Source organism: Pseudarthrobacter sp. NBSH8 (assembly GCF_014217545.1).
Taxonomy (GTDB): Bacteria; Actinomycetota; Actinomycetes; order Actinomycetales; family Micrococcaceae; genus Arthrobacter.
The window spans coordinates 2,306,946-2,323,210 of record NZ_CP043178.1 but is presented as its reverse complement, the minus strand read 5'-3'; the positions used below and the strand labels follow the sequence as shown (position 1 = coordinate 2,323,210).

The 16,265-nt window shown below is 59.4% G+C and carries 11 protein-coding genes; 10 read left to right on the top strand and 1 reads right to left on the bottom strand.

Translation table 11 applies throughout. The features are described from left to right. Positions 1–116: 116 nt before the first annotated feature. Complete coding sequence (locus FYJ92_RS10690) at positions 117–437, bottom strand: hypothetical protein (protein ID WP_185260725.1); 321 nt, start codon at positions 435–437, stop codon at positions 117–119. 807 nt (positions 438–1,244) lie between these two features. Between FYJ92_RS10690 and FYJ92_RS10685 the strand changes: the two genes are divergently transcribed. From FYJ92_RS10685 to FYJ92_RS10640, 10 genes are all read left to right on the top strand, one after another. Continuing rightward, positions 1,245–2,063 carry a TnsA-like heteromeric transposase endonuclease subunit gene (locus FYJ92_RS10685; protein ID WP_185260724.1) on the top strand — a complete coding sequence of 273 codons (819 nt, stop codon included), beginning with the start codon at positions 1,245–1,247 and terminating at the stop codon, positions 2,061–2,063. Positions 2,064–2,428: 365 nt separating this feature from the next. Continuing rightward, entirely contained in the window at positions 2,429–2,626 is a 198-nt protein-coding gene (locus FYJ92_RS10680; RefSeq protein WP_185260723.1) for a hypothetical protein, read from the top strand. 32 nt (positions 2,627–2,658) lie between these two features. Continuing rightward, positions 2,659–4,719 carry a Mu transposase C-terminal domain-containing protein gene (locus FYJ92_RS10675; RefSeq protein WP_185260722.1) on the top strand — a complete coding sequence of 687 codons (2,061 nt, stop codon included), beginning with the start codon at positions 2,659–2,661 and terminating at the stop codon, positions 4,717–4,719. A 15-nt stretch (positions 4,720–4,734) separates the two neighbouring features. Beyond that, positions 4,735–5,841, top strand: coding sequence for a TniB family NTP-binding protein (locus tag FYJ92_RS10670; protein WP_185260721.1), 1,107 nt, complete (start codon positions 4,735–4,737; stop codon positions 5,839–5,841). A 466-nt stretch (positions 5,842–6,307) separates the two neighbouring features. Beyond that, positions 6,308–7,915, top strand: a complete 1,608-nt coding sequence (locus tag FYJ92_RS10665) for a zinc-ribbon domain-containing protein (protein WP_185260720.1) — start codon at positions 6,308–6,310, stop codon at positions 7,913–7,915. 402 nt (positions 7,916–8,317) lie between these two features. Further along, positions 8,318–9,709, top strand: coding sequence for a DUF262 domain-containing protein (locus tag FYJ92_RS10660; protein WP_185260719.1), 1,392 nt, complete (start codon positions 8,318–8,320; stop codon positions 9,707–9,709). Next, positions 9,709–11,655 carry a DUF262 domain-containing protein gene (locus FYJ92_RS10655; protein ID WP_185260718.1) on the top strand — a complete coding sequence of 649 codons (1,947 nt, stop codon included), beginning with the start codon at positions 9,709–9,711 and terminating at the stop codon, positions 11,653–11,655. Before FYJ92_RS10660 ends, FYJ92_RS10655 begins: the two co-directional genes overlap by 1 nt. A 217-nt stretch (positions 11,656–11,872) precedes the next feature. After that, entirely contained in the window at positions 11,873–13,132 is a 1,260-nt protein-coding gene (locus FYJ92_RS10650) for a hypothetical protein (RefSeq protein WP_185260717.1), read from the top strand. 140 nt (positions 13,133–13,272) lie between these two features. Beyond that, positions 13,273–13,662, top strand: a complete 390-nt coding sequence (locus FYJ92_RS10645; RefSeq protein ID WP_185260716.1) for a hypothetical protein — start codon at positions 13,273–13,275, stop codon at positions 13,660–13,662. Positions 13,663–13,857: 195 nt separating this feature from the next. Beyond that, positions 13,858–16,245, top strand: coding sequence for a hypothetical protein (locus tag FYJ92_RS10640; protein ID WP_185260715.1), 2,388 nt, complete (start codon positions 13,858–13,860; stop codon positions 16,243–16,245). The last annotated feature ends 20 nt before the right edge of the window (positions 16,246–16,265 follow it).

Sequence of the window (16,265 nt, the reverse complement as noted above, 5' to 3'; positions counted from 1 at the left end):
GGCTTGCAACCAAACTTTGAGACACCACTGGTCTACATTACCAATGTTGCGATGCGTGTTTGGGGTCATGCCACGCGTCTTGCCCGGCGAGCTGTGGGGTTTCCGTCGGGCGGACTCTAGAGCTTGTCGATCCAGGTGTCTTCTTCGCGGTTGTCCCAAGCTGAGCCGGAGCTGGCCTCTGACTTTTTCCCCCACCGTTCGATGCGCACCAGCACCTGGCGCACTTCGCGTGAATACAGTTCCCGGATGTTGGAGATCCTCCGAATCACGCCGCTCTGAATGACCTCCTGACGCTCGACCATGTCGGCGATTCGCGCGGTGTCAAAGGCGTTGCGAATGCTCGCGATCTGCTCGGGCGAGATCAGAGGGTCCTCGATGACCGGAGGTGGGGGTGCGGCCTCGGGCAAGTCGAAGAGCCCTGGTTCGTCGTGAGTCATTGCGCGGATGATCCTTCGCATAGGTGGAGCGGGGGAGGACATCATTTTACCGGTCGGAGGTGGGAGCCTACTCGTCCCTTGCTTTGGTCTGGTCGGCTCCAGAACTGGTTGTTTGGTAGCGACCTCGTCCCACATGCCTTCGGGCCAACTATGAGTAGGGTTCGAAACTAGTCGATCATCCTTAGGGCGCTCGTCCGATGCTTCAGTATGCCCACAAGAGATAATTGATTCTTTTGACGTAAATACCAATTTGTGTAGCAATTGCAGGCGCGCAGCATTTGATGGAAGCCGTCAAGATGTGTACTTATGGCGTTTTGGAAAATTAATCCAGCCGTCCTAGATTCTTGCTCTGCGCGTAGTTAAGTGAGACAATTGCATTGAAACTCACTGAAGATTAGTTCATCACGGAGATGATTAAATGACTCCGATATACCTAATTCGGTAACTGTCGAACAGAAGTGCACACCCGTGTCGTGGCTGCCTCGTAATCCGTGACCAGCGTAATCTGCGGCGTCATGCCAGGTCGGTCATGACGGGGCGGGACGAGACAGGAAGCCAGGCCAACTTGACCGTGAAGAAGCAGCATAGCCCTCTGATGAGTCAGGTTCAGGTCAGGAGGCGCGCGGCCATGGGGCAGGTCGGCAGATACGAGCAGATTGGCCCTGCTGGACGCTTGAGGGGCGGGGTGTGCCGGAAGAACCACAGGTGAATATAACTGTGGGAGGCGGAATTGGCGCGCCGTCGAACTGTGCCTTGCAGGACCACGGCGGAGAATCTCCAGTAGTAGATACGCGGAAGTAGGCCACCATGGACGATATAAGCGGAGAAAATACCACGACCGATCCGACCCAAGAATTCCAATACCTTCGCAGGAATCGGGCAAAATCCTCGCACCCCTACCGGAATATCAGTATCAAGGACGGGTTTGAAGAAGTTCGCTGGCGCTACCCCGAATCTGCGGCACTCGGGGAAATGCATGTCGTAGACGGGACGCCATTCACTGGCGACATCACCCGGGCCATTCCCAGCCGTGCGGGATACAAGTACCCACAGCGCATAAACCACGACGGCTACTACGTCGTTGGACAAACGTGCGAGCAGGTCTGGTATGAATCCATGACAGAATATGTGGCGCTTATGCAGATCGAGCACTCTATGTCGGTCGCCTCGATAGCATCGCAGCCGTGCTGTTGCCTACTTCGCGGTGAGATGGCTCATTATCCTGACTATGCGGTCCGGACCGCCGGCGGCATCATTGTCATCGACGTCCGCGACATGCACTTCACGACTCTGCGAGATATAGCGAAGTTCAATCGGACTGGAAATCTCTGTAAACAGCTCGGATGGGGCTACGCGGTCATCGAGCCGCTGTTCGGATACGAGCGTCACAACCTGGTCTGGCTCGCCGGCTACCGCCACTGGTATGCGGCACCCGATGCCGACCTGGCAGGCCGGATCATTAAGCTAGCGGCCGACCCCACCGCGCTGATGGATCTGGCGCGCGAGTTGGATGCCAACCTTGGATGGCGGCATCTGCCGGCCATTTTCCACCTAATGTTCAAGCGGGTCCTGAGCTATGACGGGTCCCGACCACTAGACGACGACACCCTTATCTGGAAGGCGTGAGGAGAATGTTGAACAAGCAGCCAATCGTGGAGATCTACACCATAGGGGTTGGACGCGTTTGTGTGCGGCTGTAAGGGGGCGCTTTACCGTCCTGAAGTGGCCTTTGTCATTGACCAGGCTGCCCGTTTCATCATGGAGGACAAGGCCACGAAGGGTGCAAAGGGTGTATACACCGCGTCCTTGTTGGCCCATGCACTGTTGAACCACGCCCCTCGGCAAGATCCAGGGACTTGAACGGGCTCTTCATTGAACGGCCATGATGAACCATAGGGACCGGCGGGCACGGAAAACAAAAGGCGGTCAGCCGAGCGAGAGCCCTGCCCGGAGGGGGGCCGCTCGGACTGGACATTGCACGGCCTGTCATCATGGACGGCATCGCGTACGTGGTCGAAGGGGTCCCAGGTTCCGATTTCGTACTTTGCAGCCCAGTTACCGGCAAGCCGCTCGTGACCACCTATGCGGAGGTCATGCGCCGGAGCGGACTGCTCGATCCTCCGAGGGACATCGTCGATGGCGTCCGCACTGCCGACGCGAAGCCTGGCGAGCATCAGAAGCCGAAGTAGGTCTGACAGACGATCCGCGAAGGGAGAATGCAATGGATAGGAGTCCGCTCGAGTTGGACTTGGCGAGGCTCGTCATAATGGACGGCATCGGTTACATGGTTGAAGGGCGCCAAGGCTCTAACCTCTCTCTGTTCAACACGCTCACCGGTGAGACGTTGACGATGACATACTCGGCTGTCATGCGCAGGATCGGACTGTCCGAGATTCCGTTGGACAACATCGATGCCGTCCGTGCCGCCGGCGCGAAACCTGTAGAGCTTTCGAAGTGGAGGATGACGTTCAAGGACCACATCGAGGAGGTGGCATATGGCAAGCCGCACGGCGCGATGACGTACCGGCCGGAGTACGACCCGAATACAACTAATCAAAAGGAACGACTTGACAGGAAGGCCTCTGATTTGGCTGGCTCGAACATGCCTGGCACCTCCCGGTCCAACCTTAAGAAGCTCGTTTGCAAGCTGAAAAGGCGGGACTCGACCGGACTGGTGGATGGACGCTCCCACCGCGTCGTGGACCCGTTCGCTAACATTGACCCGCGGCTGTACAAGATGATGATCCGCCGCATCGATAGGGCCAGGAATGAGTCCACGCCCACGACCGAGCAGCTGATCACCGAGGTCCGGGTCGACTGGATCCAGACGTACCCGCGCGAACTGTCAGTTCTGCCATCCAACAGGACTCTTCGCCGGAAGTTCCATGTCCTTACCGAGCACCGCGACACCACCGGCAGCGCGAAAAACCGCCGCAGCCACGAAAGCGCACCGAAACGCCAGATGGCCGGACGCCCAGCATTCGCCCCCGGCGAAGAAATCCAAATCGACTCCACAGTGCTGGACTTGCTCGTTCGCGGTGATAAAGGCGAACTATTCCGTCCTAACCTGACCACGTTCATCGATAAAGCGACGCATACCGTGACGGCAGCCATGCTGACGAAGAGAGTTAAGGGCGTCGACCTGGCATATTTACTGGCGAAGTCACTGTCGATCCCGGAGACAAGGCCGGGCCCTAAACTGCCGTATAACCTAAATGAAGTCCGGACCCTGCCCTGGGCTGAAGCGCTCGTCGACCAGGAACTCGAGGGCAAGGACACGGGCAGGCCCATCATCGTGCCCCGGCGCCTCATCATGGACAACGGACTGGATTACCAGTCAGATGCATTCCTTCTCGCATGCCGGGGGTTCTGCATCGACGTCACCAACGCCGCTCCGGGCACCGGATCAGACAAGGCCATCGTGGAACGGCTCAACCGGACCATCAAGGACCTATTTGCTCGAAACCTCCCCGGTTTCACCGGTGGATCCCCTGACACCCGAGGCCGCAAAATCGAACAGCAGGCAGGCCTGCTAAGCATCTTCACAGTCGCTTGGGTGCTGGATCTGTGGCTCAGACACGTGTGGCAGAATCTAGAGACCCGGGCCTTGAGAAACCCGGAACATCCGGCGATCCTTTACAGCCCCAACACCATGTACGAGGCGCTCACTTATCGGACCGGTTGCCTCTTTGTCCCCATCCACCCGGACACTTACGTGAGTCTGCTTTCCGTGGTCGACCGGGTGATCGGCCCAATGGGAATCACGATCGGCAACAGGTGGTATGACAGCCGGATGCTGGGCCCGTACCGGGGCCAGCCATCCGGCGACAAGCTGACCGGTGACCTGTGGCGGGTCCGCTACGACCCGAATAACCCGGCTGTTGTGTGGGTGCGCATTCCGACCCTGGATAGATTCCCGGACGCAGGATCATATATCGAATGTCCATGGGTAAACTCCGATGCCTTCGATTCGCCTTTCTCTCGGGCTATTCGTGAGATGGCGGAGGCCGCCAGACAGTACGGGTTCCAAATCCCGGAGAAGGAGCGCGGCGAAGCCTCCAGGCTCTTCGTGAAGAGCGTCTCTGCCGCGGCGGAAAAGGAATTCCGCGAGGCTCAGGAGCGGGAAGCCAAAGAGAGGCTTGACGCCCAACAGGGAGTTGCCCACGCACGGCCAAGGATTGTAGAGGAGCCGAGGGGCCCGTCCGAGGTTTGGGCGGATGCTGGGCATACGGGCGCCTATGAGATATTCGATCCGGAATCCTACGAGGATGACAATGACTGACGCAGCCAGGTCATCATGACCGAGGACCTGTTCCAACAGCTCCGCAAGCCCGAGAATGACAGTTCCTTGATGAACTGGATCTCCCTGAGCCGTGTGTTGGGTCCTGGTCGTGAGCACTTCACCCCAGCGGACTTGCTCGCTTACGAGGCAATGGACCTCGACCGGCGGGCGCGATTCAACGAGGCGCGTGTCAAGTTCATGGCCGGCGGAATGATCGTCAAGACCGACACCATCAGCGGCCTCATCCGTCTGTTCACGAAGGCCTCTTTAATGAATGACGGTTCGCTGGTGGGGCGGCGTGGCGTCATACTCTCGGCGCCTGCATCGTCCGGCAAGTCCACTGCCTGTGTGGCTTTGATGCAGTACTATTTGGCCAGCTACGAAAAGGAGAACCCGGGCGCAATAGCGGAAGGGACTGTGCCGGTCATCTACGTCTCCATCCCGGCGACCCGTACCATCAAGGGCACACTTCAACGGATCGCGAGGTTCCTTGCAGTGCCGTTCAAAACTAGCGACACCGAAACGGATTTGGCCGCCATGTTGCAGCATGTCCTGCCGGCAGTTGGCACGAAACTGATCGTTTTGGACGAAGTTCAGATGCTCAGGGGAGCCGAGTCCACGTCCCGACCAGCAGTCAATAACTTGAAGGACCTTACGAACTACTTTGAGGGAACCATCGTGTACTCGGGGGTGAACCTGGGGGAGTCAGGACTCCTGCTCGGAGACGCCGGTTTGCAGCTGAAAAGGCGGGTTTTCAACGTCAACGTCAGCGATTTCACTGGGAAGATGACGGCCCAGAAAGCGGATGAGTGGGTAAAGGTCGTTGGCGCATTCGCCAAGGCGCTGCCGCTTTATGCAACGAACCCGGAGACCCTGCGGGCCGAGGCCGAGTGGCTCCACGATTACACCGGCGGATCTATCGGGACGCTCAAAGCCGTGCTATTCGACGCCGCCGCCTCCCTAATCCTCCAGGATGAACCTAGGAACGAGTGCCTCACCAGGGCTTGTTTAGAAAGCTCGATACGGGACTACTCGGCCGAGCTCGGTGACACACGCGTCTATCCGTCAGCGCCGTTAAGGGGTGCAGCTAAGCGTGCGAAAGTCTTCCGCACTTCAGTCTGACGCGGGTTGGTCACGGACAGTTCCCCTGCCTGTTCCACTGCGCATCAAGGGATGGCCGGGGGAGACCGTTTACAGTTTCGCCAGCCGCCTGGAACGCAAACTACAGGCCACCAAACGAGTCATCAGCCACCTTGCTTACTGCGATGCCACCCGAGTCAGTGGCAGGCGTGCGACCGTGGGCCAGACCTCAGAACGCATGGTCGATATCTGTGAGGCGCTCTGCAGACTGCCGAGAGGGACGCTGACCTCGCCGGCGGGAAATTTGGCGCTCTCCTCGCATCTGTGCCAAGAGTGTTTCGGCGAGCCCGGGATTGAGTACCTATGGAGCGGAGGAAGGTATACCTGCCACATTCATCGCCGGTGGGTCGCGCCGTGCCCCTCACCCAAGCGGCCGTCAAAATTTGCTCCCCACCCAGCTGGAACCCACGCACTGGAACGCATCGGCAGCGACGTAGTAGATGCGGACTTGAGGATCCACGCTCTCCTATCCACAGGACGAGCCTCCAAGACACTGCTCGACGAGGTGGTTTGCCGGATCGATTCTGCCCGCAGCAACGAACATCTCGGCGTCCCCCATCCAAGTGACCTTCCCGCGATCGCGGACGTGCTGGACGCCGTTACGGATCCCGACATTCAGACCGCGACCTTGGACGAAACGGTAACGTTCGCCATTCGTTACTCCAAGATGTCCGCAATCCTGGAAACCAGAGTTACCGGCTGCACCCCGGAACTATGTGACGAAGTGTGGCTACTCCTGAGGCCCTCGGCCGTTTGGGTTCGAACCACACTTTTGGGTGAGGCTCCGGTGGACAGGTTCGAGCCGTTCATCATCCCGGCGCCCGCTGTGAATCCGTCGGAGCCCGGATACCCGCTGGAACCATTCGACCGGTCGATGGACTGCCTTCGAACCGTGGGACAGGATAGTGAAAAGTGGTGGGAGGACCGTTACATGATCCGCCAGCCGTCATCGCCGCACAAGGAATTTCTTCTGATTTGCGACAACGGACACATTCAGCGGACCGCAAAGGGACATGCACGCAGGGCCGGGACTGAAGACTTCCACTGCGCCGTCTGCTCCGGACAACGCGTTATTGCCGGACTTAATTCACTGGGAGATCTTATGCCCAAGTTCGTCCCTGAATGGGATCAAAGCGCCAACGGTGTATTGACCCCATTCATGGTTTCTCCAGGATCAAATCGCAAGGTCGGCTGGATAGACGAGAGGGGTCACCATTATGAGGCGTACATCATCAACAGAACCCAGCGCGGCACAGGCTGCCCAGCCTGCGCCGCCAAAGCTGTCCTGCCAGGCTTCAACGACCTGGAAACCAGTCACCCCGAACTCGCCGCATTGTGGGACCATGATGCCAACCCAGACCTGAAGCCGACGGATGTGTCAGCCGGAAACTCGAAAACTAGAGTCCATTTTCGCTGTGTCATGGGCCACCCCTTCGTCCGGACCCCTGCCAAACTCATCGAATCCGGTGGCCGCTGCCAGACTTGCAACGGCCGCATCCTGATCCTTGGAGTCAACGACCTAGCTACCGCCCGCCCGGAGATCGCAGCATGGTGGCACCCAACTAAGAACGGAAACCTTTCGCCAACCATGGTGAAGCCTGGCAGCGAAATCGAAGTGTGGTGGATCTGTCCTGACGGACATGAATTTCCTGCGAACGTCGACTATCGGTGTAGACAGGAAAAGGCAACATGTCCCGTGGACACAGGTCGATTACTTTTGACGGGCGTAAACGACCTGGCAACGAAGGAACCTGCACTGGTCCTTGACTGGGACGGACCCCGAAACGGCATGCCACCGTCCCAGACAGTCCCGACCAACCACGTATGGAACTGGACCTGCCGGTTTGGGCACACTCAACGTGCAACTGTCGCGAATCGCCGCCGCGCCGGCGGGTGCACCGACTGCCCACCGGAGGATCGGGTAGCCCAGTCGAAGCAAAAGTTCGCTCGAGGACGTCAGGGTTGGGACAAGCGCAAGGCGAAATTAGTCGTTCCTGGCGAACTATATTGCGGCCAAGCTCGCCCTCAAGCACCTACTTACTTGTCGTCGAGGTAATTTCACCTTTTGACTTAGCTCGGCAAGCGGTTGCGGACATGGATCCCTTGTACTTGGTCCGCCTCGCCGGCCACGCCCACGGCTAGTGCCGTCGCCACATCCAAAAGCATCTGTACGGCCACCGCGGCCGCAAGAACGACCCGCTGACTTAGTGGAAGCTACATGGGAAGTCGGCAGTCCGGTTTGGCAGGCAGCAGCTATCAACCCAAGGCCAGACTGTCGGGTAGCTGGCATGCGATCTCCTCAGATCCTATTGTTTCCAACCATGTCAACGTATCCGTTGGGTTTCCTATGGGACACTCGCGGTAGATCGACACGAAGCACTGTGTAGGGCAGCTAGTCTCTTAGAGTCTTGATGACGGGCTGCTGGTTGGTTGCCCAATCAGTAGAAGGGGTGTTCGTGTGGCTATTGATTGTGAGAAGGGCGTCAGAGTCGTCACTGTTGGCGAACTATTGGACGAAGGGCTGACGATCCCGCCTTATCAGCGGTCCTACAGTTGGGAGCCTGCCACCGCGCTTCAACTCTTCGACGACATCCGAAATGCATTTCGGCCAGAGAACGTTGCGCCGAACGCATTGCCAGATGCGGAGCAGGCTCATGAGCCTTCGTATGTGCTCGGCGCCGTCATCCTCCACAGGGACATTGAGGAAGTCCAAACCCATGTCGTCGACGGACAGCAGCGTCTCTTGACGCTCACGATGCTCTTAGATCTACTCGACGGAGGGAGCGAGTTCCCCGCCGATGTCCTGCCGGTAGAGCACGAGGACCAGGACGCTCCCGTAGTTCGGGTCCGTACGGAGCTGGCCCGTCGGGTGCAACACATGGAGGAGCCGAGTCAGGCATTCGCTGACTTCATCCGTAACAACTGCGAAATCATTCGTGTGGAAACGGACGACCCCGACGAAGCTTTCCGGGTCTTCGACTCGCAGAACTATCGGGGCAAGCCCCTGCTTCCACACGATCTGCTGAAGGCATACCACCTGCGCGAGATGAGCGGCGAGTCTGACGCTATGCGAGAAGCCCTCGTCGAGGTCTGGCAGAACGTCCCGGATGCAGAGCTTGACCGGCTGTTCTCGACGTACCTCTGGCGTATCAAGCGGTGGACGCGCGGACTTTCCGCACCGAGGTTTGCCGTGCGACACATCGGCTCCTTTAAGGGATTGACGCCCAAATCGGCAAGCACTCCCGCCGCGCGCTACCACCTCGCCGCTCAAACAGCCGTTCCCATGCTCGCGGCCTGGGCTGAGCACTCCGATGAAACGGACCGAATGGCCAACCGAACCCGCTTTCAAATTGACGCTCCCGTGGTTGCAGGCAGGCCCTTCTTCGAAATGGCTACGTTCATGTTGGGGGAACTACAGAGACTCCGCAATGAGGGCTTCGACGAACAGTACGGGGACGAAGGCCAGGAGAAGTCTTGGGGCAACTTCGCCTCCACGGACGATGACTTCCGTGAGCTCCCGTCGCGGGCAAGGTACCGGTACGTTTCCGAGCTTTACTTGGCATCGCTGCTCTACTACACGAACCGGTTCGGCGACGTCGAGATTCGCGAGTCTAGGCGCCGGTTGTTCACGTGGGCCTACCACCTCCGGACACGGTATCAGCGGCTTCAGCTAGTAACCGTGAACAAGTACGCAAGTTCGTTGGACGACAACGAATCCGCTTTTGTTCTTCTTCGAAGCGCGGAGACCGCCACGGAACTCCGGCGGCTACGCGTCGAGGTCCGAGGGCGAGATGACAACCTGAAGCACGAGCAGGATCTACTCCGCCTATTGGACAGATTGGCCGGTTAATGATCACAACGCTAGATGCAAATCTGTTCACGGTTGGCAAGCTCTTTGGCAAGGTAGATACGCATTTCGAGATCCCCATCTATCAACGCAACTACGCCTGGGGCGTTGAGCAGATCGAGCAACTCATCGACGATGTGTGGGCGGCAGCGCAGGGGGGTGCCGACGATTACTTTCTGGGCAACCTGATCGTGGCTCAGAAGCCTGCTGAGGCCGGGACGAGTGTTGTGACCTTCGAGGTCGTTGATGGTCAACAACGATTGACAACCTTGTTCATGCTCTTGAAGTATCTCCAGGTCGAGCCAAGGGCGCGGCTCACGTATCAATCACGGAGGAACGCAACTCTCGCGCTCACGCGCCTCACAACCTCGGACGATGACGAGGGTGTGGGCATCCACGTGGGCTTCAAGGTGATCGCGTCGCGCATGGGGAAGTTCAAGACGTCCGAAGATCGGGACAAGTTTCGGAAGTTCCTAGAGGATAACGTGCAGCTTGTGCGAGCGATCCTTCCTGTACGAACCGATTTGAACAAGTACTTCGAGATCATGAACACCCGTGGCCAGCAACTGGAGCAGGTAGACATCGTTAAGGCGCGACTCATGAGTTACCTACGCAGTGAGGCGGGAAAAGTCGAAGACGACAGAGCCTGCCTCGCGTGGGTCTGGGACGCATGCGCCGAGATGGACTCATATATCCAGATGGCATTGACTCCAGGCGAGACGGCCTTACGTAGCGACATTTTCAGCTCGACATGGGACCGTCTTGAGGTTTCCAGCTTCGACGACTTGCGCCCCAAAAGGCCTCAGGTCCACGCCCGGAGTGGTGTGAGCCGGAGCACGGGTGTTAGCCTGCGGGAGGCGCTCCGGCTTTACGCCATGACCCCTGAGGAGCCGGCTGAGGATGACTTCGAACGACGCCGCTTTGAATCACCGATCAGGTTTTCGACCTTGCTCCTTCACGCTCTGAAGATTCTGCGGGGAACGGGCGGCGAGGACGACGTCGACGGCCACCTCGACGACAGCAAGCTGATTAAACTCTTCGAAAGCGATTTCAAACCGCTCTCCGAGACGCAACGGTCGGACCGGGCTAAGCACTTCGTTGAGGTTCTTCTGCAATGCAAGTTCGTGCTAGACAATTACGTCCTCAAGCGTGAGTTCACGGGAACCAACGCTGACGATGGCGCATGGTCTCTCAAGCGCTTGACCCGCGGCGAGTCAGAGCCTCAACCAGGCAAACGGACTAAGAAGACCAGCGCGCGCTTCCCCAACGCCTTCTCACCCGGCAAGGGGGAGCGGGAGGACACCACCGTTGATGACGCAACACGTGAGGTGCTCCTGCTCCAGTCAATGTTGCGAGTCACCTACACCTCGCCGCGGACGATGCACTGGATCACGAAAGTCCTGCGCGAACCGCTTATTGGCCTGCCACAGCAGGAGGCCGCTCATGCGATTCTCCGCGTTCTGCGGACGCACGCACGCCAGAAGGTGCAGCAGGCATTCTTTGTGGGAGCCCAACCGAGTGGGTTCGACATCGAGCGAATCGTTTTCACCTACCTTGACTATCTTCTCGCAGCGAAGGGTGCCGCCCCCGCCTTACCGGCCGATCCCAACTTCACATTCGTGTACCGTAACTCGGTCGAGCACTTCTTTCCTCAGGACGCCAACCGAGATGATGACGGTTGGGACTTAGTGACGCCTGATGACGAGGAGCTCCACATGTTTGGAAATCTCGCGCTTGTTAGTGTCAGCACGAATTCCAAGTTCAGTAACAATCTGCCCCCGTATAAGGCGAACAAGACAGAGATCGTCCGACAGAGCACAAAGCTTCAACTGATCGCAGAGCTGGTCAAGAGCGGAACGATATGGGACAAGACGGCAATTCGCCAGCACGACCGTGCAATGGTGAACGTGCTCTGCGAGGATCTACGAGAGGCCGGCTACGACGTTTGACATCCACTCTGCGGGGATCCTTGACGAGGCCGTCCCAGCCGATTGATCCGCTCGAATGGGGGCTGACTTTCCCGTGACGCTGCGGAGGTAAGCCCGAAGCCCGGAAAAGTCCACGTTGTCACCCGCAGTCGGTAGTCTTTTCTCAGAATGGAACCGCCCTGAGGCCTACTCCGAGACGGTGAGTTTCCGACTGGGACGGGAGCAAGCGGAAGCGCAGGTGTCTCTGCTCTGGAAGGAGTCTGACCGAGGCAAGGTCCGCGGGGTGCCGGCGATGCGGTTCCCGTGGGCGATCGCCGAGGTGCACAAAACTTGGGACGAGCTCCGTGCAGCCGGCTATCACAGCGCCTTTCGATTCCCGTTCCACGAGCGCGTCAGCTCCGAACAGAAGGCAGCACTCGCGCAGCAATTATTGAATTTTCCGATGACCAGCGTGCTCTTTCTCAAGCACCTTGAAGAAGTGGTCATTGACGTTGCGACGTCCAGCGAGAAGTCAGACCGTCAGTGGCTCTTGGAGAGGCACCGAGTGACCTCCGCTGGCGTCGAGCGGTGTGTCGGCCTGACCGAATCGGGCCTCTTTAGAGTCGACTTGTTCAACCGGGAAGGTGCGGGTGACCGCTACTGGGTCGCTCACGACGGCAACGTGCGAATCGGCGACCACCGCGATGGCTTGACCGGGCCCGCATGGGACGGCGTGGACGTCACCGAAGTGTCAGTCGCAGTCCGGGATGCCGAGGACCCCCAGATCAAGACGGACGATCGCCGGTTTCACGTCTTCCTGCCTACACAGGAGCCTTTATCCTGCTCGCTACTGGTCAACGGCGCCTTCACGACCGATCTTTCCCGCCAGCACGTCAAAGTTACGCACACCGCGTCGAACTACAACGGGTATCTCGTACGCCGCGCAGCCGAGACATTCGTGCAGACGCTCATGCCTCACCTCCTTGCCGAGGGTGGCCCACGTTACGTCCTGCGAGTTCTGGATCGAGACGAAAGCGACGCCGGGTCGGCCGGCGGACTCCTCGCCGAGGCCATTGCTAGCGCAATGACAGGTGCCCGCTTCCTGCCATCAGGACCGAATGAACTCGCCCTCAATGAGGCGGTTTTTCCATCGCCCGCTCTCGACGCGGAGGGGTCCGACTTCACTGACCTGCTCAAGGCGGACTGCGTTGTGAACGGCAGACAATTCCCTGATCCCGAGCTCTGTGAAGGATCGCTTGCCAGGGTGTGTGCGGCCTACGGGTCAGTGGCACTCAGCCCGATTGACTCACTACGCGCCCTCGCGCAGAACCTCGACACAGGGAAGACGGCGTTAAGACCAGGCCCCGACTCTCGTTATCGGGTTGACCCTGTACTTGATCTCTGCGCGCTCCTCTGGGAACGATCTGGCGCGGCGGACCGACAGGCCTTGGAGAAAAGCGCCGGCTGGAACCGGTCTTCCCTGTCGGCGAGAACGACGATGGCACCGTCAGGCGGATAACTCTGGAAAGTGAAAGTGCGTTTTACCCGCCGCGCTCTTCCGCAGAGAAACTTCCCCTTCGTAAGTTGCAGTTCCTCGCACATGCGGTTTGCTGGGGCAGCCTCGGCAGGACCGAACAGAGGTCGGTCCTGGAGCGCCAGATGAAGGCCTGGGACGCGCTCTTCGACATCAAAGAGTTTCGCTTCGAGGAGGTCATGCGCGCCGCAGTCCTCCCAGGTCTCAAGCGCACCGCCGCGGCCGATGCCGAGTTGCGGGAGTCAAACCGCACCATCGAAGCACTCGCCACGATCTGTCGGTTGGCCGGAAAAACCACCAAACCCGACCAGCCCCTCCCCATGGGTCGACTGGGTTCGGACCGAGCGTTCTTCAATCTCAGCCGCCTTGACGTTCCGTGTCGTGCCGATGCCACCGGCGAGCTGACCTGGGCACCGGCCCATCAGGTCTACTTCGGAAGCGACTGGGTTGGAGATGACTCGGTCGAGGCGATCGTTGAAGCGATGGCCGCTGCGGGCGTGGTCATGCAAGTCTGATTCCTTGCATCGCCCGACGTATTCGCCGAGTTCTCGTCCACCATCGGGGTCAACGAGCAAGACGACGCGAGTCCAGCGGCAATCGATCCGGACGAGGGAGAAGTCGACCTCGATGACGACACCGACGAAGCACTTGAGACGACCCTCGATGATCGGTGGCGCAACTTTTTCCCTTGGCTCGGAGTCAGTCGCGGTTTGAGACTGATTCACTTTCACGACGTCGACGACACCGGGACCGGGTGGACAAACACGAAGGGTCTCGGTCTCCCTGGTGGTTGGGCATTCTCAGGCCTGGACAAGGTCTGGTCCGAATACCAAGCGGATCTCGTCGGGGCACTCTCGTCCGATCCACGGTGGAAGCAGACGGATCACTATCTCTACCAGGTTCACAATCTTGATCGGCTCGATGAGATCGCCAGGGTCGCCCTCCGCAGGGACAACGACGTAGCCGAGAAGCTGCTCGACCACCTCGTTCGCAACTGGGACACCTACGCCCGCCACACCCAAGCCCAGTTGGCTTTCGTCGGAGCCGGCAAATGGCCGTCGTCGCGCACGGCTCCACCGCGAGCAACGTCGGAAGAACTCGTCAATGCTGGCCCAGATCTATGGCTCTACCGACTTCGTAACCACGCGATTTGCCCCACCAGCCATGGCCCGCGGCGTCCAAACCAAAGTTGGCGTCGATCCGAGGAGCTCGTTCGTCGTCTGGGCCGCAGTGGGCGCGACGCCGACGATTACCTTCCTGTCCTCAAACAACCGACGGGGGTGCCGACGTCGACACTCCGCGCTTGCCTCGACGAACTGCAAGTCCGCGGCGAGCTCACTCCGGCCGCGTTCACTGTCGAGGATGCACACGATCTCTGCGTACGCATCTCGCACATCTACCCGTCGGGTATCACCGACCAGGCACTGCGCTCGGAACTGCGGCCAATCTACCGCCAGATGTTCGAACTCCTGGCCGGCAGCACGGTGAACAAAGGGGTGCCACTCAGTGGCACCCCGCTCGCCGCGCGCACGGCGAGCGGGTACGAGTTCCTCGCCGCCCGAGACGTCGTGTACGCGTCGGTGTCAGGCAGCCGAGAACGGAGCGGTGTGCAGGACAAGGTACCGTTGTTCGTTCTTGAGGCCGAGCCGGGAGCACTTCGACCGCTCCGCGAGCTCTTCGGAACCCCACTCCTTGAGAGCGCGTTGGAGTGGTCGGCGATGCCGGGCGAGACTGCTCTTGAAGCATCCGGCCTCGGCAGTTTCCGCCAAGGACTCCGAGACCTGATCCCACCGCTACTCGCCCGACTCAGTGCCGATCGAGCTGACCGGAGTAGGGCCGACCAACGGGCCTTGACTGAATTTGCTGAGAAGTTGGAACCCGTGGAGTCGCTCAGTCTGAGCTGTTCATTCCGCGGGCAGAACCTCGGGCAGATTCCGCAGCGGACGTACCATGTGCGGCGCTCCGAGGACTCTGGATGCCAAGGCTTCGCCGTGTGGGCCGGCCATGCGTGGCCTCCGATAGCGGAGGACGCCCATACCTTGGCTATGGCACTCGCAGAGACCTTGGAGGTCAACACTGTCGAGACCTTCTTGTCGTTCATCAACGCGAACCCCGCGCAGCGACAGCAACTTCTCGATCTGGCCGGCGCCGCGGAGAAGTTGGAGGAGGTGCAGCAAGACCTTGCCGATCTCGGAGGTGACGCTTATCAGGCCGAACAACTGGCAAACCGCACTGAAGGCAACGAGCTCGACACGACAGACGGCGAGTCAACAGAAGCGGCCACCGGGCGCGCAGACCGAATCCCTCCCGCTGCGACCCGTGCCGCTCCGCGTATCCCGCTGCACCGCTATGAGGACCTCCTGATAGACGGAGAAGTCATCCGCATCGAGGGATCAGGTCCCCAACACGAGACCACAGGAAGCAACGGTCAACCTGGGGCCGCAGGTGACGGACATGGCGACCAAGCGGGTGATTCTTCAGGCGCGCCAAGGGCAGCCGCCGGCACCGACCTGAACGAACTTGACCGACTTGGCATGCGTATAACCTTCGCATTTGAGGAGCGACGATTCATCGGGCGGAAGACCGTCGTACTCCCAGGAGAAACGCCCCCTGAGAATGCGGACGTGCTCATCGTCGACGTCAGCTCGCCAGAGATGATCGCAACCGCTATCGAACAGTCCACCGTAGTCGAGGAAGTGTTTGACCAGCTCGCTGAGCAAGGCATCAGCCAGCTCTACCCCGGCTTCGACGTGCTAACTATCCAAGGCGGTTCAATCGATCGAATGATTGAACTGAAGTCGTCCGGAGTCGACGCGCAAGCACAAGCCATGAGTTGGAACGAGTGGAAAACGGCCGGCGGTGAACTGAGAAGTCGCTTTTGGCTCTGCCTCGTCGGCAATCTTCGCGCCGATCTGGAAAACGCCCCACCCTTCGTGAGAGCCGTTCAAGACCCATTCGGCACACTTGCCTCATCAAAGTCGGAAGACGTCATACGCAAGCGGACAGTTCAACTCCGAGTACGCGAGTTCGCCGCTGCCGATCAACTCACCCTAGAGCTGCGACACGAGGAAGACGCGCCAGCCCAGGACGACACCTGAGCAGGATGGCCAAGTCCACC

Bases quoted from the DNA above. Each gene is read 5' to 3' on its own strand.
- FYJ92_RS10690 (WP_185260725.1), bottom strand. From the start codon at position 437: ATGACTCACGACGAACCAGGGCTCTTCGACTTGCCCGAGGCCGCACCC.
- FYJ92_RS10685 (WP_185260724.1), top strand. From the start codon at position 1,245: ATGGACGATATAAGCGGAGAAAATACCACGACCGATCCGACCCAAGAA.
- FYJ92_RS10680 (WP_185260723.1), top strand. From the start codon at position 2,429: ATGGACGGCATCGCGTACGTGGTCGAAGGGGTCCCAGGTTCCGATTTC.
- FYJ92_RS10675 (WP_185260722.1), top strand. From the start codon at position 2,659: ATGGATAGGAGTCCGCTCGAGTTGGACTTGGCGAGGCTCGTCATAATG.
- FYJ92_RS10670 (WP_185260721.1), top strand. From the start codon at position 4,735: ATGACCGAGGACCTGTTCCAACAGCTCCGCAAGCCCGAGAATGACAGT.
- FYJ92_RS10655 (WP_185260718.1), top strand. From the start codon at position 9,709: ATGATCACAACGCTAGATGCAAATCTGTTCACGGTTGGCAAGCTCTTT.
- FYJ92_RS10645 (WP_185260716.1), top strand. From the start codon at position 13,273: ATGAAGGCCTGGGACGCGCTCTTCGACATCAAAGAGTTTCGCTTCGAG.